The organism is Streptomyces sp. DSM 118878 (assembly GCF_052936595.1).
Window position 1 is genome coordinate 4,485,584 of the sequence record NZ_CP193622.1, and the last position, 16,859, is coordinate 4,502,442.

General features: G+C 69.1%; 21 protein-coding genes and 2 tRNA genes. 14 read left to right on the forward strand and 9 right to left on the reverse strand.

Annotation, left to right across the window (positions count from 1 at the left end):
- Positions 1 to 92 precede the first annotated feature (92 nt).
- A tRNA-Ala gene (locus ACRAKF_RS19900) sits at positions 93 to 165 on the reverse strand.
- A 182-nt stretch (positions 166 to 347) separates the two neighbouring features.
- On the opposite strand from ACRAKF_RS19900, the gene ACRAKF_RS19905 reads away from it, so the two are divergent.
- Together ACRAKF_RS19905 and ACRAKF_RS19910 are read left to right on the forward strand one after the other, a co-directional pair.
- The gene (locus tag ACRAKF_RS19905; RefSeq protein ID WP_447038523.1) at positions 348 to 896 is read left to right on the forward strand and encodes a helix-turn-helix domain-containing protein; all 549 of its coding nucleotides are present in this window, start codon (positions 348 to 350) and stop codon (positions 894 to 896) included.
- A 49-nt stretch (positions 897 to 945) separates the two neighbouring features.
- Positions 946 to 2,604: a serine/threonine-protein kinase gene (locus ACRAKF_RS19910; RefSeq protein WP_447038524.1), complete on the forward strand. Its 1,659-nt coding sequence runs from the start codon at positions 946 to 948 to the stop codon at positions 2,602 to 2,604.
- On the opposite strand, the gene ACRAKF_RS19915 is transcribed toward ACRAKF_RS19910, so the two are convergent.
- Positions 2,570 to 3,916 (reverse strand): hypothetical protein, encoded by a 1,347-nt coding sequence (locus ACRAKF_RS19915; protein ID WP_447038525.1) that lies wholly within the window; start codon positions 3,914 to 3,916, stop codon positions 2,570 to 2,572. The two genes, ACRAKF_RS19910 and ACRAKF_RS19915, sit on opposite strands and share 35 nt — an antisense overlap.
- Before the next feature lie 692 nt (positions 3,917 to 4,608).
- Positions 4,609 to 4,737 carry a DLW-39 family protein gene (locus ACRAKF_RS19920; RefSeq protein ID WP_003999697.1) on the reverse strand — a complete coding sequence of 43 codons (129 nt, stop codon included), beginning with the start codon at positions 4,735 to 4,737 and terminating at the stop codon, positions 4,609 to 4,611.
- Between the two features lie 314 nt (positions 4,738 to 5,051).
- Between ACRAKF_RS19920 and ACRAKF_RS19925 the strand changes: the two genes are divergently transcribed.
- Positions 5,052 to 5,387, forward strand: coding sequence for a DUF6344 domain-containing protein (locus ACRAKF_RS19925; protein ID WP_447038526.1), 336 nt, complete (start codon positions 5,052 to 5,054; stop codon positions 5,385 to 5,387).
- Between the two features lie 404 nt (positions 5,388 to 5,791).
- Here the strand turns inward: ACRAKF_RS19925 and ACRAKF_RS19930 are convergent, their stop codons facing one another.
- From ACRAKF_RS19930 to ACRAKF_RS19945, 4 genes are all read right to left on the reverse strand, one after another.
- The gene (locus tag ACRAKF_RS19930) at positions 5,792 to 6,028 is read right to left on the reverse strand and encodes a GntR family transcriptional regulator (protein ID WP_447038527.1); all 237 of its coding nucleotides are present in this window, start codon (positions 6,026 to 6,028) and stop codon (positions 5,792 to 5,794) included.
- 588 nt (positions 6,029 to 6,616) lie between these two features.
- Positions 6,617 to 7,120 carry a hypothetical protein gene (locus tag ACRAKF_RS19935; RefSeq protein WP_447038528.1) on the reverse strand — a complete coding sequence of 168 codons (504 nt, stop codon included), beginning with the start codon at positions 7,118 to 7,120 and terminating at the stop codon, positions 6,617 to 6,619.
- Between the two features lie 554 nt (positions 7,121 to 7,674).
- Complete coding sequence (locus ACRAKF_RS19940) at positions 7,675 to 8,238, reverse strand: GNAT family N-acetyltransferase (RefSeq protein WP_447038529.1); 564 nt, start codon at positions 8,236 to 8,238, stop codon at positions 7,675 to 7,677.
- Positions 8,235 to 9,008, reverse strand: coding sequence for a GntR family transcriptional regulator (locus ACRAKF_RS19945; protein ID WP_447038530.1), 774 nt, complete (start codon positions 9,006 to 9,008; stop codon positions 8,235 to 8,237). The genes ACRAKF_RS19940 and ACRAKF_RS19945 overlap by 4 nt, the downstream gene beginning before the upstream one ends.
- 156 nt (positions 9,009 to 9,164) lie before the next feature.
- On the opposite strand from ACRAKF_RS19945, the gene ACRAKF_RS19950 reads away from it, so the two are divergent.
- The 11 genes from ACRAKF_RS19950 to ACRAKF_RS20000 all read left to right on the forward strand — a co-directional run bounded on the left by ACRAKF_RS19950 (position 9,165) and on the right by ACRAKF_RS20000 (position 15,752).
- Positions 9,165 to 9,491, forward strand: coding sequence for an SCO3933 family regulatory protein (locus tag ACRAKF_RS19950; protein WP_447038531.1), 327 nt, complete (start codon positions 9,165 to 9,167; stop codon positions 9,489 to 9,491).
- Between the two features lie 3 nt (positions 9,492 to 9,494).
- Positions 9,495 to 10,847, forward strand: coding sequence for an FtsK/SpoIIIE domain-containing protein (locus ACRAKF_RS19955; RefSeq protein ID WP_447038532.1), 1,353 nt, complete (start codon positions 9,495 to 9,497; stop codon positions 10,845 to 10,847).
- A gap of 80 nt (positions 10,848 to 10,927) precedes the next feature.
- The gene (locus ACRAKF_RS19960) at positions 10,928 to 11,131 is read left to right on the forward strand and encodes a hypothetical protein (RefSeq protein WP_447038533.1); all 204 of its coding nucleotides are present in this window, start codon (positions 10,928 to 10,930) and stop codon (positions 11,129 to 11,131) included.
- 7 nt (positions 11,132 to 11,138) lie between these two features.
- The gene (locus tag ACRAKF_RS19965; RefSeq protein ID WP_447038534.1) at positions 11,139 to 11,837 is read left to right on the forward strand and encodes a DUF2637 domain-containing protein; all 699 of its coding nucleotides are present in this window, start codon (positions 11,139 to 11,141) and stop codon (positions 11,835 to 11,837) included.
- Positions 11,838 to 11,851: 14 nt separating this feature from the next.
- Positions 11,852 to 12,040: a mobile element transfer protein gene (locus ACRAKF_RS19970; protein WP_447038535.1), complete on the forward strand. Its 189-nt coding sequence runs from the start codon at positions 11,852 to 11,854 to the stop codon at positions 12,038 to 12,040.
- 11 nt (positions 12,041 to 12,051) lie between these two features.
- Positions 12,052 to 12,207, forward strand: coding sequence for a hypothetical protein (locus ACRAKF_RS19975; protein ID WP_447038536.1), 156 nt, complete (start codon positions 12,052 to 12,054; stop codon positions 12,205 to 12,207).
- Positions 12,208 to 12,219: 12 nt separating this feature from the next.
- Entirely contained in the window at positions 12,220 to 12,546 is a 327-nt protein-coding gene (locus ACRAKF_RS19980) for a SpdD-like protein (protein WP_447038537.1), read from the forward strand.
- Positions 12,547 to 12,639: 93 nt separating this feature from the next.
- Positions 12,640 to 12,822 carry a hypothetical protein gene (locus ACRAKF_RS19985; RefSeq protein ID WP_447038538.1) on the forward strand — a complete coding sequence of 61 codons (183 nt, stop codon included), beginning with the start codon at positions 12,640 to 12,642 and terminating at the stop codon, positions 12,820 to 12,822.
- A gap of 193 nt (positions 12,823 to 13,015) precedes the next feature.
- Positions 13,016 to 14,410 carry a replication initiator protein RepSA gene (gene repSA, locus ACRAKF_RS19990; protein ID WP_447038539.1) on the forward strand — a complete coding sequence of 465 codons (1,395 nt, stop codon included), beginning with the start codon at positions 13,016 to 13,018 and terminating at the stop codon, positions 14,408 to 14,410.
- The gene (locus ACRAKF_RS19995; RefSeq protein WP_447038540.1) at positions 14,407 to 14,595 is read left to right on the forward strand and encodes a helix-turn-helix domain-containing protein; all 189 of its coding nucleotides are present in this window, start codon (positions 14,407 to 14,409) and stop codon (positions 14,593 to 14,595) included. The genes repSA and ACRAKF_RS19995 overlap by 4 nt, the downstream gene beginning before the upstream one ends.
- Positions 14,595 to 15,752, forward strand: a complete 1,158-nt coding sequence (locus ACRAKF_RS20000) for a tyrosine-type recombinase/integrase (protein WP_447038541.1) — start codon at positions 14,595 to 14,597, stop codon at positions 15,750 to 15,752. The genes ACRAKF_RS19995 and ACRAKF_RS20000 overlap by 1 nt, the downstream gene beginning before the upstream one ends.
- 55 nt (positions 15,753 to 15,807) lie before the next feature.
- Here ACRAKF_RS20000 and ACRAKF_RS20005 read toward each other — a convergent pair.
- Positions 15,808 to 15,884 (reverse strand) — tRNA-Ile (locus tag ACRAKF_RS20005).
- A gap of 299 nt (positions 15,885 to 16,183) precedes the next feature.
- Positions 16,184 to 16,858, reverse strand: coding sequence for a DUF3566 domain-containing protein (locus ACRAKF_RS20010; protein WP_447038542.1), 675 nt, complete (start codon positions 16,856 to 16,858; stop codon positions 16,184 to 16,186).
- Position 16,859: the final 1 nt, after the last annotated feature.

The following is a 16,859-nucleotide window of genomic DNA, read 5'->3' on the forward strand; positions in this document are numbered from 1 at the left end:
CACGCGTCGTACGTCGTGCGACGTGCCCACGAGTGGGCATGAAAAATGCCCTCCGAAACCGCGTTTCCGCAGGTCGGAGGGCATTTGATAAGTGGAGCCTAGGGGAGTCGAACCCCTGACATCTGCCATGCAAAGACAGCGCTCTACCAACTGAGCTAAGGCCCCGTCAACGACGCGATCACCGGAAGAATCACTTCCCCGGCGTGCACCGGGGACCAGAGTACCGGGTCTCCCCCCTGATCCCGCAAAAGGATTGGGGCTCCCGGTCAACGACCACGCTCCGTAAGATGCTCGACGTGGTTCGCGGCAGCGAAGCACGGTCTTAGGGGAAGCGATGGGGAGACGCAATGGACGCCGCACAGCAGGACACCACCGCGAGAGCACGGGAGCTCCAGCGGAACTGGTACGGGGAGCCGCTGGGGGCGCTCTTCCGTCGACTCATCGATGATCTGGGCCTGAATCAGGCGCGTCTCGCCGGAGTGCTCGGTCTCTCCGCACCCATGCTGTCCCAGCTGATGAGCGGTCAGCGGGCCAAGATCGGCAACCCCGCGGTCGTCCAGCGCGTGCAGCTCCTCCAGGAGCTGTCGGGCCAGGTGGCGGACGGCAGCGTGAGCGCCGCCGAGGCCACCGACCGCATGGACGAGATCAAGAAGTCCCAGGGCGGTTCGGTGCTGACCAACACCTCGCAGACGGCGGCCAGTTCGGGCGCGCCCACGGTCAAGCGCGTGGTGCGCGAGATCCAGTCACTGCTGCGCTCGGTGTCGGCTGCCGGTGACATCATCGATGCTGCGGACTCCCTCGCCCCCACCCACCCGGAGCTGGCAGAGTTCCTCAGGGTGTACGGCGCCGGGCGCACCGCGGACGCGGTGGCCCACTACGAGGCGCATCAGAGCTGATCCGTCGACCGGGCCGCCGCGCGGCCCGGAAGGGGAGCGGAACGCGACCATGGGTGAGGTCTTCGCCGGCCGGTACGAACTGGTCGATCCGATCGGACACGGGGGAGTCGGATCGGTCTGGCGCGCCTGGGACCACCGGCGCCGCCGCTACGTGGCCGCCAAGGTCCTGCGACAGAGCGACGCGCACTCCCTGTTGCGGTTCGTCCGGGAGCAGGCGATGCGGATCGACCATCCGCATGTGCTCGCGCCCGCCAGTTGGGCCGCCGACGACGACAAGGTCCTGTTCACCATGGACCTGGTCGCCGGTGGCTCGCTGGCGCACGTCATCGGGGACTACGGCCCGTTGCCGCTCCGCTTCGCCTGCGCGCTCCTCGACCAGCTCCTCTCGGGGCTCGCGGCCGTCCACGCCGAGGGGGTCGTGCACCGTGACATCAAACCGGCCAACGTCCTGCTCGAAGCCACCGGCACCGGGCGCCCGCATCTGCGCCTGTCGGACTTCGGCATATCGATGCGCAAGGGCGAGCCGCGGCTGACCGAGACCGACTACGTCGTGGGGACACCCGGCTATTTCGCCCCCGAGCAGATGCTGGGCGCCGAACCGGACTTCACGGCGGATCTCTTCGCCGTGGGCCTTGTCGCCCTGTACCTCCTGGAGGGGGGCAAGCCGGACGCCAAGGCGCTGATCGAACGCTTTGTCGAGCAGGGGACTCCGAGTGCCCCACGGGGCGTCCCGGAGCCGCTGTGGCAAGTCCTCGCCACGCTGCTCCAGCCGGACCCGGGGACCCGCTTCCGCACCGCCACCGGGGCCCGCAAAGCCCTCGCGTCGGCCGCCGAGATGCTGCCGGAGCCGGGCCCGGACGACGAACTCGTCGAGATCTTCGATCAGCTCGGCCCGCTGCCCGCGGGATTCGGCCCCGACGGCCCTCTGACCTCCGCTCCACGCCAGTCGGAGGCCACGCCCGACCCCCTGCGTGCTCACCACGCACACGAGACCCCCACCACACCCCCGACCACCCCACCAACACCACCGCCGCCTTGGGGCCCTGCGGGGGCTGACGGCCATGGCACGGCTGCGGCTGATGGCTCCGGGGCGGCTGCGGCTGGCAGTCATGGCTCGGCTTCGGCTGCCGGCTCCGGCGCGGCTTCGGCTGCCGGTCACGGTCCGGCGCCGGGTCCCGCTCATAGCCAGGCGCCCCCTACACCCCCTACTACGCCCCCCGCGCCCGCAGCGTCCCCCGCGTCCCCAGCGGCTTCGGCTCCCCCGGCGTTTCCGGCGCAGCCGGCGTCACCGGTCGGCCCGGTCGGCCCGGTCGGCCCGGTCGGCCCGGTCGGCCCGGTCGGCTCCGCCAGCTCCGTCGGCCCGGTCGGCTCCGCCGGCTCCGTCGGCTCCGAGACGGGCAGCTTTCGTCTGCCTCCGCCCCTCCAGCCCCCTAGGCAGCCTGTTCACCAACCCCCTCAGTACTCCCCGCAGCCGGCCACTCCCCCCACCCCGCTGCCCCTCTCCGCACCCGCCCCGGCGCCCGCGCCCGCGCCCGCGCCGGCGCCCGAACCCACGTACGTGCCCGCCCCCCGGGCCCCCCACCCAGGCGCGCCCTACGCCCCCGCCCCGCGTCGCCGCCCGGGACCGCCCGCGAAGGTCGCGGTTCCGATGCTGCTCGCCGCGCTGGTATGCCTCACCGTCGGTGTCTGGGCCCTGACGCGGCTCTGACCGGCGCGTCCGAAGTAGGGGCCGACGCGGCTGCCGACGCGGCGGCACCGGCGGCTCTGCGGCGAGCCGTCAGCGTCCACACCCCGAGTACGGCGAGCAGCGCCACGCCGGTTCCGATGCCCCCGGCCGCGACGGCCGCCATGACCGGGTCGTCACCGCCACCCGTGCCCGCATCACCCCCCGAAGCCGTCTCCCCCCGCCTCGCGGCCTCCGTGTCCCGCTCCGTGACGCCGAACTCCTCCGCGGGCAGCGGCGAACCCGCGTAGGAAGGGCCCGGCAGCGGGTCTCCGGCGACGTCCACACGCAGTGTGAGCTCCAGCGGGGCCTCGCCGAACTTCTCCGCCACCTCCGGACTGAGGTGGATCGACACGTAGTACCAGCCCGCGAACCGCATCGCGGACACCGCGTCCTCCGTGGCGAAGCGGTTCTCGTAGGCGACCGGCGGCAACGGCTCCAAAGCCGCCGACTTCTGTTTTCCGTCGTACGCCGTGTCCGCGTCCTCGACCTCGGCGCGCACCGGATTGGCCAGCGTCATGACGAGCCCGGGCGAGACGAACCCCCTCCCGCGAGGGCTGCTCTCGGCACCCGCTGTGCCGCGCCGACCGCCGCCGCCGTCCGATGTGCCCAGCTCCGCGCCGACGGAGAGTTGCTGTCCCCAGTCGACCGGCACGCGGTAGTAGAGGGTCTGGCCCGGCGTGACGCTGTCCCCCCATACGCCGTTCTCCAGCGCGCGTGCCGTGTTGTAACTGGTGCCGCCCACACGCCGTTTCCGCTCGCCGGACGGCGGCACGGGGGTCGCGGAGTTCCAGACCCGCGGTGGCACCGTCGCGCCCGGCGTTCGCAGCGCGGGTTCCGACGCGACGCGCAGCTCCAGGTCCCAGTCCTCCCGGGAGGACTCCGGAGCGCCGGTCCGCTCGACGAGCACGTAGTAGGTGCCGCCTCCCGCACAGCTCGGCTCATCGGGCCCGGTCCGGCGCGCCGCCGTGGCCGTGATGGGGCGCGGGCTCTCCGAGGCCCCGAAACGTGCCCTCTGCGCCTCCACGGGGTTGCAGTTGTTGCCGTCGGCGTCCTGTACGGACACTTTGACGCCGTCGGCGTACGAGACGCGGGTGCCGAGCCGTGGCACCGCGGTCGCCGAGACGTACGCGCTCTCCCTGGCCTTGAGGTCCAGGCGGTAATAGAGCTGTCCCGCGCGCGGGAGGGAGCTTCTGTACGTACTCCCTGGGCGCAGCCGGTGCCCCTCGACGTTGCTGCTCGCACCGTCGACCGTCTCCGCGCCCTCGGCGAAGACGTACGGACTGGGCTTCCCCACGGCCAAGGCCTGCCCCGGAAGCGCCGCCCCCGTGGCCAAGGACCCCCCTGAAACCGCCGCCCCCGCAACGGGGGCCTGCCCCGGAGGAACCGCCCCCGTGGCCAAGGACCGCCCTGAAACCGCCGCCCCCGCAGCGGGGGCCTGTCCCGGAGGAACCGCCCCTACAGCCACGGCCCGCCCCGGGGAAACGACCCCCGCAGCCACGGCCCGCCCCGGAAGAACCGCCCCCGCGGCCACAGCCTGCCCCGAAATCGCCACCGTCAAGGCGACCGCCGCCACGACCGTCGCCACGCCCCCCGCCGACGCCACCGACGACGCCGACGCCCCCGCCGACTCCGCCCGCCCCCGGCCCCCCTCAGTCGCTGCTCCCCGGCCTCCGCCGGGCCCTCGCGCTCGCCCCCGCCCTCGCCCCCGCCCCATCACGCGCCACCCCTCGTCGCGACATCAGCTCTCCCACCCATCCCGAGCGTCCTGCCCGCCCGAACCGGCACGGACACCACCACGAGGCCGCCGACACCGCAACCGGGCCACTCACCCATTCGCTAACGCAACCAACCAATTCGCGCCAGTGAATCCGGCTACCTCAGAAGCCCCGAGCCCGCAACATCGAGCCCGCGGCACAGTCCCCGGAGCAACACAAAACCCCGGCCGCAGAAGCGACCGGGGCTCGTGAAGTAACGGTTGTTGCTGACTCAAGAACCCGTGGGCACGGAGTCAGTCGCCTCCGTCCACAGATCCTGCTCGGCGCGATCCGCCTGGATCTGGCGGTACACGAGGAGCCCGCCGATGGCGGCCAGTGCGACCAGGAGAAGCTTCTTCACCGCGCGACCTCGTCTTTCCTTGACGTAGGAGACTTCTGGCGCCCGACTATACACACCGATCGATATCGATCGGTGACCTGGATCCACCCCCAACTACCGCACCGCGGGCAGCGATCCAAGTGGACCTCAGGGCTCCGTGCGGGCCGCGTCACATGCGACTTTCGCCACTCCTGGTGCCTTTTCTTCCTCTATGAGTCCATACGGGTGGTGTTCATCGGAACATCCACGCGCCACGAGCGTCGGTCCACCGTTATCGACCCCACATACACATCATGAGGAAAGTACGCAAATCGCCCAACCCGAATTGAGGGGTCATGACCGGAAACAAGCCCATGAAGCTGTGGACCACGATCGTCACCGCCTTCCTCGCGCTCTTCGCCGCGCTGGGACTCACCACGACGGCCACGGCGGCGACGCCGGTACAGGAGGCCACGAGCGAGCGCAACGCGACGGTGTGTGCGCCCACTCCGGCGATGGCCGCCATCTGGAAGGCGGCGTACGAACGGTCACTGCCCCCGACGATGAAGCAGCGGATCCGCGCCGAGGCGCACGGTTCCTCACCCAGCTGCCGGCACCTGCCCGTCACGGACATGGAAGCCGAGGCTGACACCACCACCACACATCGGCCAGGCCTGGCGCCAGAACCGTAATCCACGGCCAAGCGCCCGCCTCCAAGGCCCACACGACTTCCCCGAGGCCCCCAGCCACCCGGCTGGGGGCCTCCGTCGATCCACGGGACCCGGCCCCTCGTGCCTCCCACCGCACCCCACGAAGCCCCCGTACCGCCTCACAAGCGCCGAGCACCAAGCACCAAGCGCCTCACCCGCAACGCAAGAACCCCCAGCCTCGGAAGACTGGGGGTTCTGATGCTGTGGGGCTAACAGGATTTGAACCTGTGGCCTCATCCTTATCAGGTCGATCATGGGGCTCCAATGAGCTTGGCTCTCGGCTGCTTAGCGGCCTGGCACTGGTCGCCGTGGTGCGGCTCGGTCCGCCGGAGTACGCCGTTGTTGGTGTCAGACGTTGATGTCAGACATCAACGCCCGCTTGACAGCTAGGGCTTGGGCAACTCGGTCACGAAGGTTCCGATGCCCGGCTGCATCTGCGCAAGACCCGCGTCCCGTAGTTCAGTGAGCACCCGCCGGGCAGTCATCTGCGCGATGCCGAACTCGCCCTGGATCGCGAGAACGCCCGGCAGCTGACTGCCCGGCGGGTACTCGCCGTCGGCAATCCGCTGCTCAAAGACGGCGTACACCTGCTTCCAGCGAGGGATGTCCGGCTTCCAATCCATGATCTGAAACTAAGCAGTCCAGGCCACATCGGCGAGGCGAGATTGCCTGACTCGCCTAGCCACCCTAGCTAGCTAGCGCTACGCTGTGTGAACGCACAGCACCCCAGCGGCTCCGCGAATGCCTACGGGGTAGGAACGGCTGAGAGGGAGATGTCGTGGACGAGGGCACGCAGGATCAGAACGTTCCGAGCAGCTCGAATACGGCCGCGACGGACCCCGTTATGTACGGCTACTGCTCATGGCACCACGGCTATGGCGCCTACCTCCGCGTCATCAACGTGCAGGAGCAGGGCTCGGGGCCAGGGGGCGTACAGCTCGCTTGTCCCCCCTGCCGCGAGGCGCACGGCCTGGTCCCGTTCGCCGACCGGCCATGACCGAAACCTGGCGGCCCGAGCCGCCCCCCGCCAAGACACTCAACGGCTGGCAGTACCTCGGCTGGCACTGCTGCTGGTGTGGTGAGCTTCTTGGGAAAGGTGCCCGGTCGGCCGGCCGTGCCGAGGGCCGGGCCGACACGCATGACTTGTCCATTGAGGTGTTCGAGTGCGGCCCGAAATGCCCAAAACGTCCAACCAGAACGGTGCCGCGCAGTTAGCCATTCACCGGTCCTGCCCCTTCTGCCTCGCTCACCGCTTGAATCATCGCGTCTCGATAGGTCTCGGCCGCTGCGAGCTCCTGGCGACTTTGGGCGATCCAAGTCGCCAGGGGGGTATTGAGGACTACCAACGCTCCCCAGTTAAGAGCAACGAGGTGGAAGGTCGCTGAGAAGGTATCCGGACTGCGGGCGTCGTCGGCGAGCCAGTACAGACTGGTCGATAGGGACAATAGGAGCAGCACGCCTGTGAAGGCCCAGACGCAGTAGAGGATGCGATTAAGCCCTGCGAAACTACCAACTAGCGCGTGTGCCAGACGGTTTACATCACTGTTGATCTCTTGCAGGCTCTGGGCTGAGGTTGCCGAATCCCGCGCGTTCAACCTAGCAGCGGCGTCCTGATAAGCGGTCGCCAACGCAGCGCTACGCTCTCCCGATCGCCGGGTGATCTGATGTACTTCCACGACCGCGACAAGCAAGATCACCGGCACTACCGCTGCCACAGTAGCTGCGTACGACTCCGTCATTCTCAGACTCACATAGGCATGTTGCGCCTGAGAGGCACGACATGTAAGGCGTTTCACGTGATGGGTAGCACGTTTCCCGCAGCCGCAACTCCCCACTCTCCCCAGCTCCCATCCCGTCTGCCGTCGACCCACACACCGTGGAGCGGGCGTGGTTCAGGGCGTCAAGGTGGAGCGCGCCACTGTACGAACGACCTTGACGCCCTGGGCCGCGTCCGCTCGGCTTTGCCTGGGTCGATGGCGGACGGGATGGGAGCTCCCCACGCTCGCCCCATTCGGCCGGCACTCGCCAGCGGCGCCCCCGCCATCCCAGAGTCAGAGCGCCCCCGCCGGAGGCATGTCCTTGTCCCGGGCCGCCGTGGTTGCGGTGCTCGCCTCATGGCCCTGGGCCCTATCCATGTGTGGGCGGGCGTCGGCGCAGCCGGGGCGGAGCGGGCCGGAGGCAGGAGCGGCGCCCCGAGCGGAGCCGTGGAGCCCGCCCGGCGGAGCGGAGCGCAGCCGGGGCTTGATGAGGTAGAGAAACTTGTAACAGCTCAGGCGTTCATGGGCTGAGGGCTGGGCGTCTCGTCGGTGAGGCCGTGCTCGGCTGGTGATGTGGCGCGTTGGGCTAGCCAGCCTGAGACTCGTGGGCCGCCGTTGACGGCGTTGCCTTGTAGGACAGTGCGCACATGCTGGAAGCCCTGGTCCAAGTAGTAGCGCTGTAGCGGCTCGTTGGTCGTCCACGCGTCGAGGCGTATCCACTTGGCGCCTGTTCGGTAACCGCGGCTGCTCGCCCAGTCCAGCAACCGGCCGCCCCAGTTCTCGCCCGCGTAGTCGCGTGACACCGTCAGCTTGTTCACGAACAACGACGGCTCCGCCAACTCCTCCTCCGTCCACAACCCCTCTTCCGCTTCGGGGGTGAGGGTAATGGTCCCGGCAGTCCTTGCCCCGTCCCTGAGCATGAACACGGTGCCTTGCTCGATGGCTTTCAGCAGTCGATCGGCGGGGTAGGGGCGGCGCCACTGGTCGATGCCGAGACGGCTGATCCAGGCTGCGGCCTCCTGCCGGAAGTCGAGCAGGTGTTGCAGGTCCTCGGGGGTGGCACTGGTGATCTTCACTCGGATTCGTTCCCGTCCCAGCCGGACAGGTCGCCGATCTCGTAGTTCATGCGATTCAGGTCCCCGCGCAAGGTCGTGATCGTGCATCGGATGGGGCGGTCGTGTGAGTAGCCCGTCCGAGTCCAGAGCATCACGGGTACGCCAGCTCCGATTTCCAGGAGCCGGGCCTCGTCGGGCGTGGGCATCCGTGTCGCGAGCTCGTCGCGGTAGCCGATTTGCTCGATGTCCAGGCTCTTGAGGTAGCGCGTCGTGCCTTCGGCGATGTCGCCCGGTTCCGCCAGTCGCGGGGCCTCGGCCAGAAGCCAGTCCGGGTAGTGCGTGGCCTGAGTGGACCAAGGCACGTTGTCCACGAACCGGTGGCAGAACCGCAAGACCGATCGGGACCCTGTCTCGATCTTCAGGCGCGTCGCCACGTACTCAGGCGTGGTGGTCAGCTCGACGCGGAACGTCTGGTGCGGGTGGCGGCCAGCGTTGGTGACGTCGGTGGAGAACGCATCCCCGTTCTGCGGGAACGTCAGGTTCTCGAAGCGTGACGCGTTCAGCTCGAACACCTCGTGCTTGCTCACCTCGTAGCCCAAGCCCTGGCTGGACGAGATGAGGCCTTGGCTCACCAGCGCGTTCAGCCCGGACCGCACGGTGTTCCGCGAGGCGTCGAACCGTGCCGCTAGCTCGGCTTCGGAGGGCAGCCGAGAACCAGGTCCGTGGGTGCCGTTGTCGATCTCCCGACGCAGCGCGTCGGCAATCTGCTGGTATTTCGGCTGCTTGCTCATACCTCCATCATGACGCACTCGGTCAACTTGTTGGTACATGTTCGCGCGAAGTGCTTGACGACTCACCCTCCGTTGGATCACTCTCTACACATCAGCTTGTACCAACAAGTTGAGCAAGAGGTCCAAAGGGCCTGAGTGCGACTCAAGGGGACAGCTATGCCTTCCTTCAAGATCGACCTTTCGACCGCCGTGGTGTTCGTGGCGACCGCGCCGGAACCGAAGATGGCCAACAAGAAGACCGGTGAGCGGGCGATCGACCGTGAGACGAACGCGCCGCTGTCGACGCTGGGTCTGCTGATCTCGGATGAGGGGGAGGGAAACCTCTACCAGGTGACCGTTCTGGAGACCGGCCTCCCCGAGGGCCTGACGCCGGGCATGCCGGTGAAGGTAGTCGGACTCAAGGCGCGTGACTGGGAGAACGAGTTCAACGGGCAGAAGCGCCACGGGATCTCGTTCCGCGCGGCTGCGGTCATGGGGGTCTGAGTCATGGCTGACCTGACCATGTGGTGCGAGGCGTCGGGCGCCTTAGCCGGTGCTGGCGGTGTCCTCTACGCCAAGGTTCGGGCACCTCGCGTGTACTGGGCGACGGTGGGCCTGCCGATCACCTGGGGGCGGTTCGCTCTCTCGTACCGGAACACGATGGATGTGTGCGGGCTGACGGTGCAGCCGTCGGGCTTGCGGGCGTTCATGTCGCGCCGGATCGCCCGTAGCGAGGTGCGGCCGGTTGCCCCGAAGATCCGCCGGGTGCGGGGTACCTCGACCGGGCTCCGGGTGATGTTGAGGCTGCCCGCCGGTCTTGAGCCCGCCGACCTGGCCGCGGCTTCGGAGCGTCTGCGGCACGCCTGGGGTGCTCACGCGATTCACGTGCTCGCCACCAAGCCCGGGTACGTGGAACTGCGGATGACCGGCTATGACCTGCTGCGTCGGGTACGGATGCCGCGCAAGGCCGTTCCGCGTGACCTGGTCGTTCCGGTCGCGCTGCGCGATGACGGCACGGCGTACGAGCGCAACTACCGGGAGATCCCGCACGCCCTGACCCTGGGGGCGAACCAGTCGGGCAAGTCGATGTACCAGCGCAACCTGATCAAGGGGCTCGCGCAACTGCCCGTGGCCCTGGTCGGCATCGACTGCAAGCGCGGGGTCGAGCAGTCCCGCTTCGCACCGCGGCTCTCGGCCCTGGCCACGAACCCCGACGATGCCGCCTCGCTGATCGATGTCCTGGTGGCGGAGATGGAAGACCGCTTCGATCTGCTGGCGAAGCACGGCGTCTCGGACCTGTGGGAACTGCCCGAGGAGCTACGTCCAGCGCCGGTCGTGGTCCTGGTCGACGAGATCGCCGAGCTGTTCCTGATCTCCTCCAAGAAGGATGAGGAGCGTCGGGAGCGGATCGTCACCGGCCTGATCCGCCTGGCCCAGCTCTCCCGTGCGGTCGGCGTCTACCTGGAGATCTGCGGGCAGCGCTTCGGCTCCGAGCTGGGCAAGGGCGCCACCATGCTCCGTGCCCAGCTCACCGGCCGCGTGGTGCACCGGGTCAACGACAAGCAGACGGCCGAGATGGGCCTAAACGACGTGGCCCCGGAGTCCGTCCCGGCCGCGTGCACGATCCCCGCCGACCGCCCCGGCCAAGCTGTCGCTGCTGACGCTTCCGGTGGCTGGGGACGTATCCGCACCCCGCTCACCTCGGTGAACGACACCGTGGCGGTCTGCCGCGCCACCGTGCACCTGATCCCGGACCTTCCGGCCCTGGAGCCCTTCCGCCCGGCCGTCGCCCCGACCTCGGCCTCGCTCCCGGCATCGAAGATTCCGCCCATGCCGACGACGGCACCGGCCATTCCCTGAATCCCCCAGCTGTACCGGTCGGCGTGACCGCTCTCGCGCCACGTCCTTACCCGACGCATGCCGAAAACGGAGTGATCTTCATGCGTGCTCACATCCGCCTGGCCCTGAAGTGCTCGGCCGAGCTGACCCGCAAGAACCGGCTCGTCGAAGCGGTCGAGATCGCGGGAGCGGCGTTCCGCACCGCTACCCGCGACGAACACCGCGAGATCGAAGAGTGGCTGCTCGCCCACGCCGACGACTTCATCCGCGACCCGGCCGACGCCGACGCCGACCAGGGCGAGTGACCACCCCATGCCGCGCTCAGTCCGCCTCGACGCTGTCCTCGTCCAGGCCGTGATTGCCGGGGCCCTGTCCTTCTCCCACCTTCACGACCTGGCCGAAGCTGCCGGTCAGAGCGGATGGCAGGCCTGGGCCTACCCGATCAGCGTCGACCTGCTCCTCGTCGCCGCCTGGCGCCGACTACGCACCGCCCGCGGGGACCGTGCGGCCTGGACGTGGTTCGTGATCGCCCTGTTCGCCTCGCTCGGCGCCAACATCGCCACCGCCGGACTGCTCGACCTGGACGCCGTTCCGGCCTGGCTGCGCATCGTCGTCGCTGGTTGGCCCGCGCTGGCTTTCCTCGGCGGAACGCTCCTGGTCCACACCCCTGCTGCGAGCACTCCCAACCCGGCGCCCGAGCCGAACGAGGTTGCGCCCGCCGTGGACCTGCGCCGAGCCGAAACACGGCCCGATCTGAACGAGAGCCTGAAGCCTTCGGAGGCCGCCGAGCTTCCGGCCGCCACCGCACCGTCATCCCTCCCAGAGCCGGAGCCGGAGTCGGAATCGGCCCCGGTGAGTGTTCCGCCGGCACTCCTGGACCACGCCCGGAAGCTCGCCGACTCCCACCGCGCGAGCACCGGGGCGCCGCTCCCGGTCGCCGATCTGCGCGCCCAGCTCGGACTGCCGGGTCCCGTCGTCGACTCGATCGCTGCTCACCTTCAACTCACCTGAGAGGAAAACCCCTCATGACCGCCTATCGGCGCTTCCGCGACATCCGCCAGTTCGGCCCGGTCAAGGTCGCCACCTTCCACGACGGACGCGGCATCGAACGCCACGCCGCCGCCTGCACCGCGCCGCGCTGTGACTTCTCCGCCGAGTACAACAACCGCTCGGCCGCCGAACTCGCCGCCCGTACCCACCGCTGCACCGCTTAGGAGATCTCGTCATGGACGTCCCGCTCTGGCTCGCCGCGCTCGTCGTCGGAGTCCTCGGCATCAAGCTCGCCCGGCCGCCTTGGTGGCTGGTCGCCCTGCTCCTCCTCGGGGGCTACCTCATCGCCGACAGCTTCCTCAGCTCCACCGTCGACACCCTCACCAGCTAAGGAGACAGCGCCGTGTTCACGCACAAGATCCCGGTCAACGAACAGCCCTCCGGGGAGGTCATCCCGCTGCCCGGCATGGCCGTGGACGGCCACCAGCACATCTCGGCCGCCTGCTCCTGCCCGTCCCCGGCACCCGCCCCGGTCGCGTCCGCCCGGCCGACGGTGCAGCTCACCCCGGGATCAATGGCTCTCCTGATCGGCGGCGGCACTGCGGCCGTGCTCGTGATCGGGGCCGTGCTGGTCTCCATGCTCCTCGCGGTCGCCATCACCGCCGGATCGCTCGCGATCGTCGCGCTGGTGGTCCGCTCGCTCATGAACGACGGCGCCAAGCGCCGCTGACGGCCCCCGGGGCGGCCTCGGTCGCCAAACTTCCGCCGCCCCGGGCGCCTGCACCACTTCCAGATCCAACGGACCCGAAAGGGAAGTCCCATCATGGCGCAGCCCACCCCTGCCCGCGCGCGCATCTGCCGCGACTGCGACGGATTCCCCGTCGTTGCCATCACCACCGGCCTCCGCAACCGCGACGGCTCCCGCGCGACCATTCTGGCCACCTGCCGCACCTGCAATGACACCGCCCGCGTCCGCCTCGTGGCCACGCAGGAGGTGACCGCGTAATGCCTCGCTACTGGAGCCGCGGAGTAGACCGCGCCCTCTCCGACGAGTCGGACAGCAACATCGACCGTGCCAAGCAGGTAGGCAACGCTCACCGGCGTCACGACGCCAATCGCTCGCCGCAACGTTCCTCCGGCCGCTCCTCCGGGGCGTCCTGCGACTCGGCCAGCACCCCCAAGAAGCGTGGTTGGTTCTCGTGACCGACACCGCCACCGCGGCGGGCCTGGACCCGGCCACCCTCGCCGACGTGCTGAGGGTGGCCGGGTCTCCGGACCTCGACCGCATCCAGGACCAGATCCGCCGTACCGGCGGCTGCTCCGACCCCATCCACCTGAACGGCACCACCGTCACCCGTGACCGCACCACCGGCCAGGTTCTCTACTCGTACTCGACCGACGCCGAGCCCGGCGGCAAGCTCCGTGTCGCCTGCGGCAACCGCCGTGCATCGCGCTGCCCGTCCTGCGCCTGGACGTACGCGGGCGACACCTACCACCTGATCCGTGCCGGACTCGTCGGAGACCCGGCCAAGGGCACCCCGCCCACCGTCCGGGAGCACCCCCGCGTTTTCGCCACCCTCACCGCCCCCAGCTTCGGCCCCGTCCACAACCGGCCCGGCACCCGGCCCTGCCGCTGTGGCGCCCGGCACGCGGAAGACGCCCCCGAGCTGGGCACCCCGCTCGACCCGGATACGTACGACTACGCGGGCTCGGTGCTGTGGAACAACCACGCCTCCGAGCTGTGGCGCTTCTTCACCATCTACCTGCGCCGTGAGATCGCCGCCCGCGCTGGCCTGACCCAGAAGGCGGCCAAGGAACAGTCCCGGCTCTCCTTCGGCAAGGTCGCCGAGTACCAGAAGCGAGGCGCCATCCACTTCCATGCCGTGATCCGCTTCGACGGCCCGGAAGGACCCGACACACCGCCCCCGCACTGGGCGACCCTCGCGCTCCTGACCGACGCCATCCGCGCCGCGGCTGCTCGCGTCCGCGTCGACCTGGACGCTGTCGGCGACCACCCGGCCCGCGTCCTGTGCTGGGGCGACCGGCTCGACGTCCAGCCCATCAAGGCCTTCGGGGACGGCTCGGAGATCACGGAACAGGCCGTGGCCTCCTACGTCGCGAAGTACGCGACCAAAGCCGCCGAAACCACCGGCACCGTGGACCGCCGCATCGGCAATAAGGAAGCCCTCGACCTGCTCGGCGTGCCCGGCCACCCCCGGCGGCTCATCGAGGCCTGCCTCGACCTGCACCACGTCTACCCGGACCGCAAGCTCCGCGACTGGGCGCACATGCTCGGCTTCCGCGGCCACTTCAGCTCGAAGTCCCGGCGCTACTCCACCACCCTCAGCGCCCTCCGCCAGGTCCGCGCCGACTACCGCGCCGCCCAGCACCGCGCCGCCCTCGGCCTGCCCGACCCGGCCGACGTCCCCGAGGGGACCACGCTCACCCTCGCGCACTGGAGCTATGCCGGCCACGGCCACACCCCCGGCGAAGCCTGGCTCGCCGCCAATATCCGCCGCGATATCGAGCAGAACCGCGAACTGGCCCGCGAGGAGAAAGCCGCTCTCCTCGACCTGGAAGGAGAGACCCCGTGACCACCGCCGCCCCCGAGCTGCTGACCGTGCCCGATGTCATGGCGCGTCTCAAGGTAGGCCGGACCAAGGTCTACGACCTGATCCGCACGCATCGTCTGGTGTCCATCAAGGTCGACGGGTGCCGCCGCATCCCGGATCACGCGGTCCGCGACTTCATCGTCGGCCAGATCGGGGAGGCTGCCTGATGGCGAAGCGTCGGCCCAACGGCGGCGGCACGATCACCAAGCGGTCCGATGGCCGGTACCAGGGCGCTGCCTATGTGACCGACACGGACGGCAACCGGGTCCGTAAGTACGTGTACGGCCGGACGTGGGACGAAGCCAACGAGAAGCTGGGCAAGCTCCAGGACCAAGAACGCAACGGTGTCCCCGTGCCCTCCCGGTCCTGGACGCTCGGGGAGTGGCTGGCCTACTGGCTGGAGCACATCGTCGCCCCGGAGCGCGAGCACAACACGTACGTGAAGTACGAGTCCAAGGTCCGGCTCTACCTGCTGCCGCATCTGGGCAAGAAGCCGCTGGTCAAGCTCACGCCTGCCCAGATCCGCGCCTTCATGGCCGCGCTCACCCGCGAGAAGGTCGGGGCCTCCGCCCGCTTCGAGGTGCTACGTGTTCTGCGCAACGCCCTCAACCGGGCCATGCGTGAGGAGCTGGTCACGCGCAACGTCGCGCTCCTGGTCGACATGCCCAAGGTCAGCAAGGACAGGGGTACGGCCTGGAACGCCCGGGAGGCAATCGCGTTCCTGCGCTCGGTCCGCGCCCACCGGCTCTACGCGGCCTGCGTCCTCGTCCTGGTCCTCGGCCTGCGGCGTAGCGAGGTGCTTGGGCTGCGCTGGCAGGACATCGACTTCGAGGCGGGCCGCTTCGTCCCGGTCAAGCAGGTGCAGCGGGTCAAGGGCGTGGGCCTGGTCCTCAAGGACCTCAAGACGGAGTCCTCACAGGCCGTGCTTCCCCTTCCCGAGTTCTGTGCCCGGGTCCTGGAGGAGCGGCGGGAGCTGCAAGAGCTGGAACGGAAGATCGCCGGTGACCACTGGTCGCAGGAGCCGGACCATGACCTGATCTTCTCCTCCGAGCACGGCGGCATGATCGACCCGGTGGGCTTCTCCCGCACCTTCGACCGGCTGGTCAAGCGGGCTGATGTCCGCCGGATCACGGTCCGCCTTGCCCGGCACACCTGCGGGACCCTGCTGGCCTTTCTGAAGGTGCATCCCAAGGTCGCTCAGGCGATCCTTCGGCACAGCCAGATCAGCATGACGATGGACGTCTACACCCACGTCGTCGGCGACAGCGAGAGGGAAGCGGTGGGCCTGCTCGCCGAGCTGCTGGAAGATCCGCTCATCGGCTGATGTCAGCCATAGATGTCAAAGGCCCCCAACCAAGATCGGTTGGGGGCCTTTGTGCTGGTGGGGCTAACAGGATTTGAACCTGTGGCCTCATCCTTATCAGGGATGCGCTCTAACCAACTGAGCTATAGCCCCGCCGCGCCTGCGGTGTATGTCCCGCGCGCTGACCTCTGAAGATTAGCGCACGTCCCTGCCAGTCCCAAAATCGATACCCGCGCGGGGAGAACGCCGGGCGTACAGGCAGACGAAAAGGCCGCGCGCAGGACGGTCGCAACCGCCGCGCACGGCCTTTCCCAAGCCTCTGCTACTCGTCCTCGGCCCGAGCCTCTACTACTCGTCCCCGACCCGAGCCTCTGCTACTCGTCCCCGGCCCAAGCCTCTGCTACTCGTCCCCGGCCCAAGCCTCCACGGCTCGCCCTCGGCCCGAGCCCCCGCTACTCGTCCTCCGCCAGCGTCAGCTCAACCCCGCCCACGAAGCCCGCGGAGAGGTTGTAGATGAAGGCGCCGAGCGTCGCCAGGGCCGTCGCCAGGATGACGTCGATGACGGCGATGATCGAGGTGAACATCAGGACGCGCGGCAGCGACAGGAAGGACTGGAGGTCGAAGCCGTTGGACTCGTTCGAGCCCGTCGCCTCGGAGATCGTGCCGCCGACGGTCGAGAAGACGCCCATCGCGTCCATGACCATCCACAGGACGGCGGCCGCGACGATCGTGCAGATGCCGAGCGCGATGGAGAGCAGGAAGCTGACCTTCATCACCGACCACGGGTCGGCCTTGGCCACCCGCAGCCGCGCCTTGCGGGTGCGCGGCACCGTACTCGCCCCCGTCCGCGGCCTGCGCACCGCGCCGGCCTTGGCGTCCTGCTGGTAAGCCTGCGGCGGGTGGTACGGCTGGGAGGACGACTGCTGCGGCTGCCGCTCCCCGGGGAGCGCACCTCCGCCGTCCTGGACGCCTTGTACGCCCTTCGCAGACCCTCGGGTGTCCGTCACAGTTCCCCCCTGGGATCCATGAGACTCATGGGAGCTCTGTGCATCAGTGGCGGAGCCACGGGCACCCTTTGTGCCGGTCGTACCGGTCCGATTCGCCCCGGCACCCGTGGCTCCACTCACG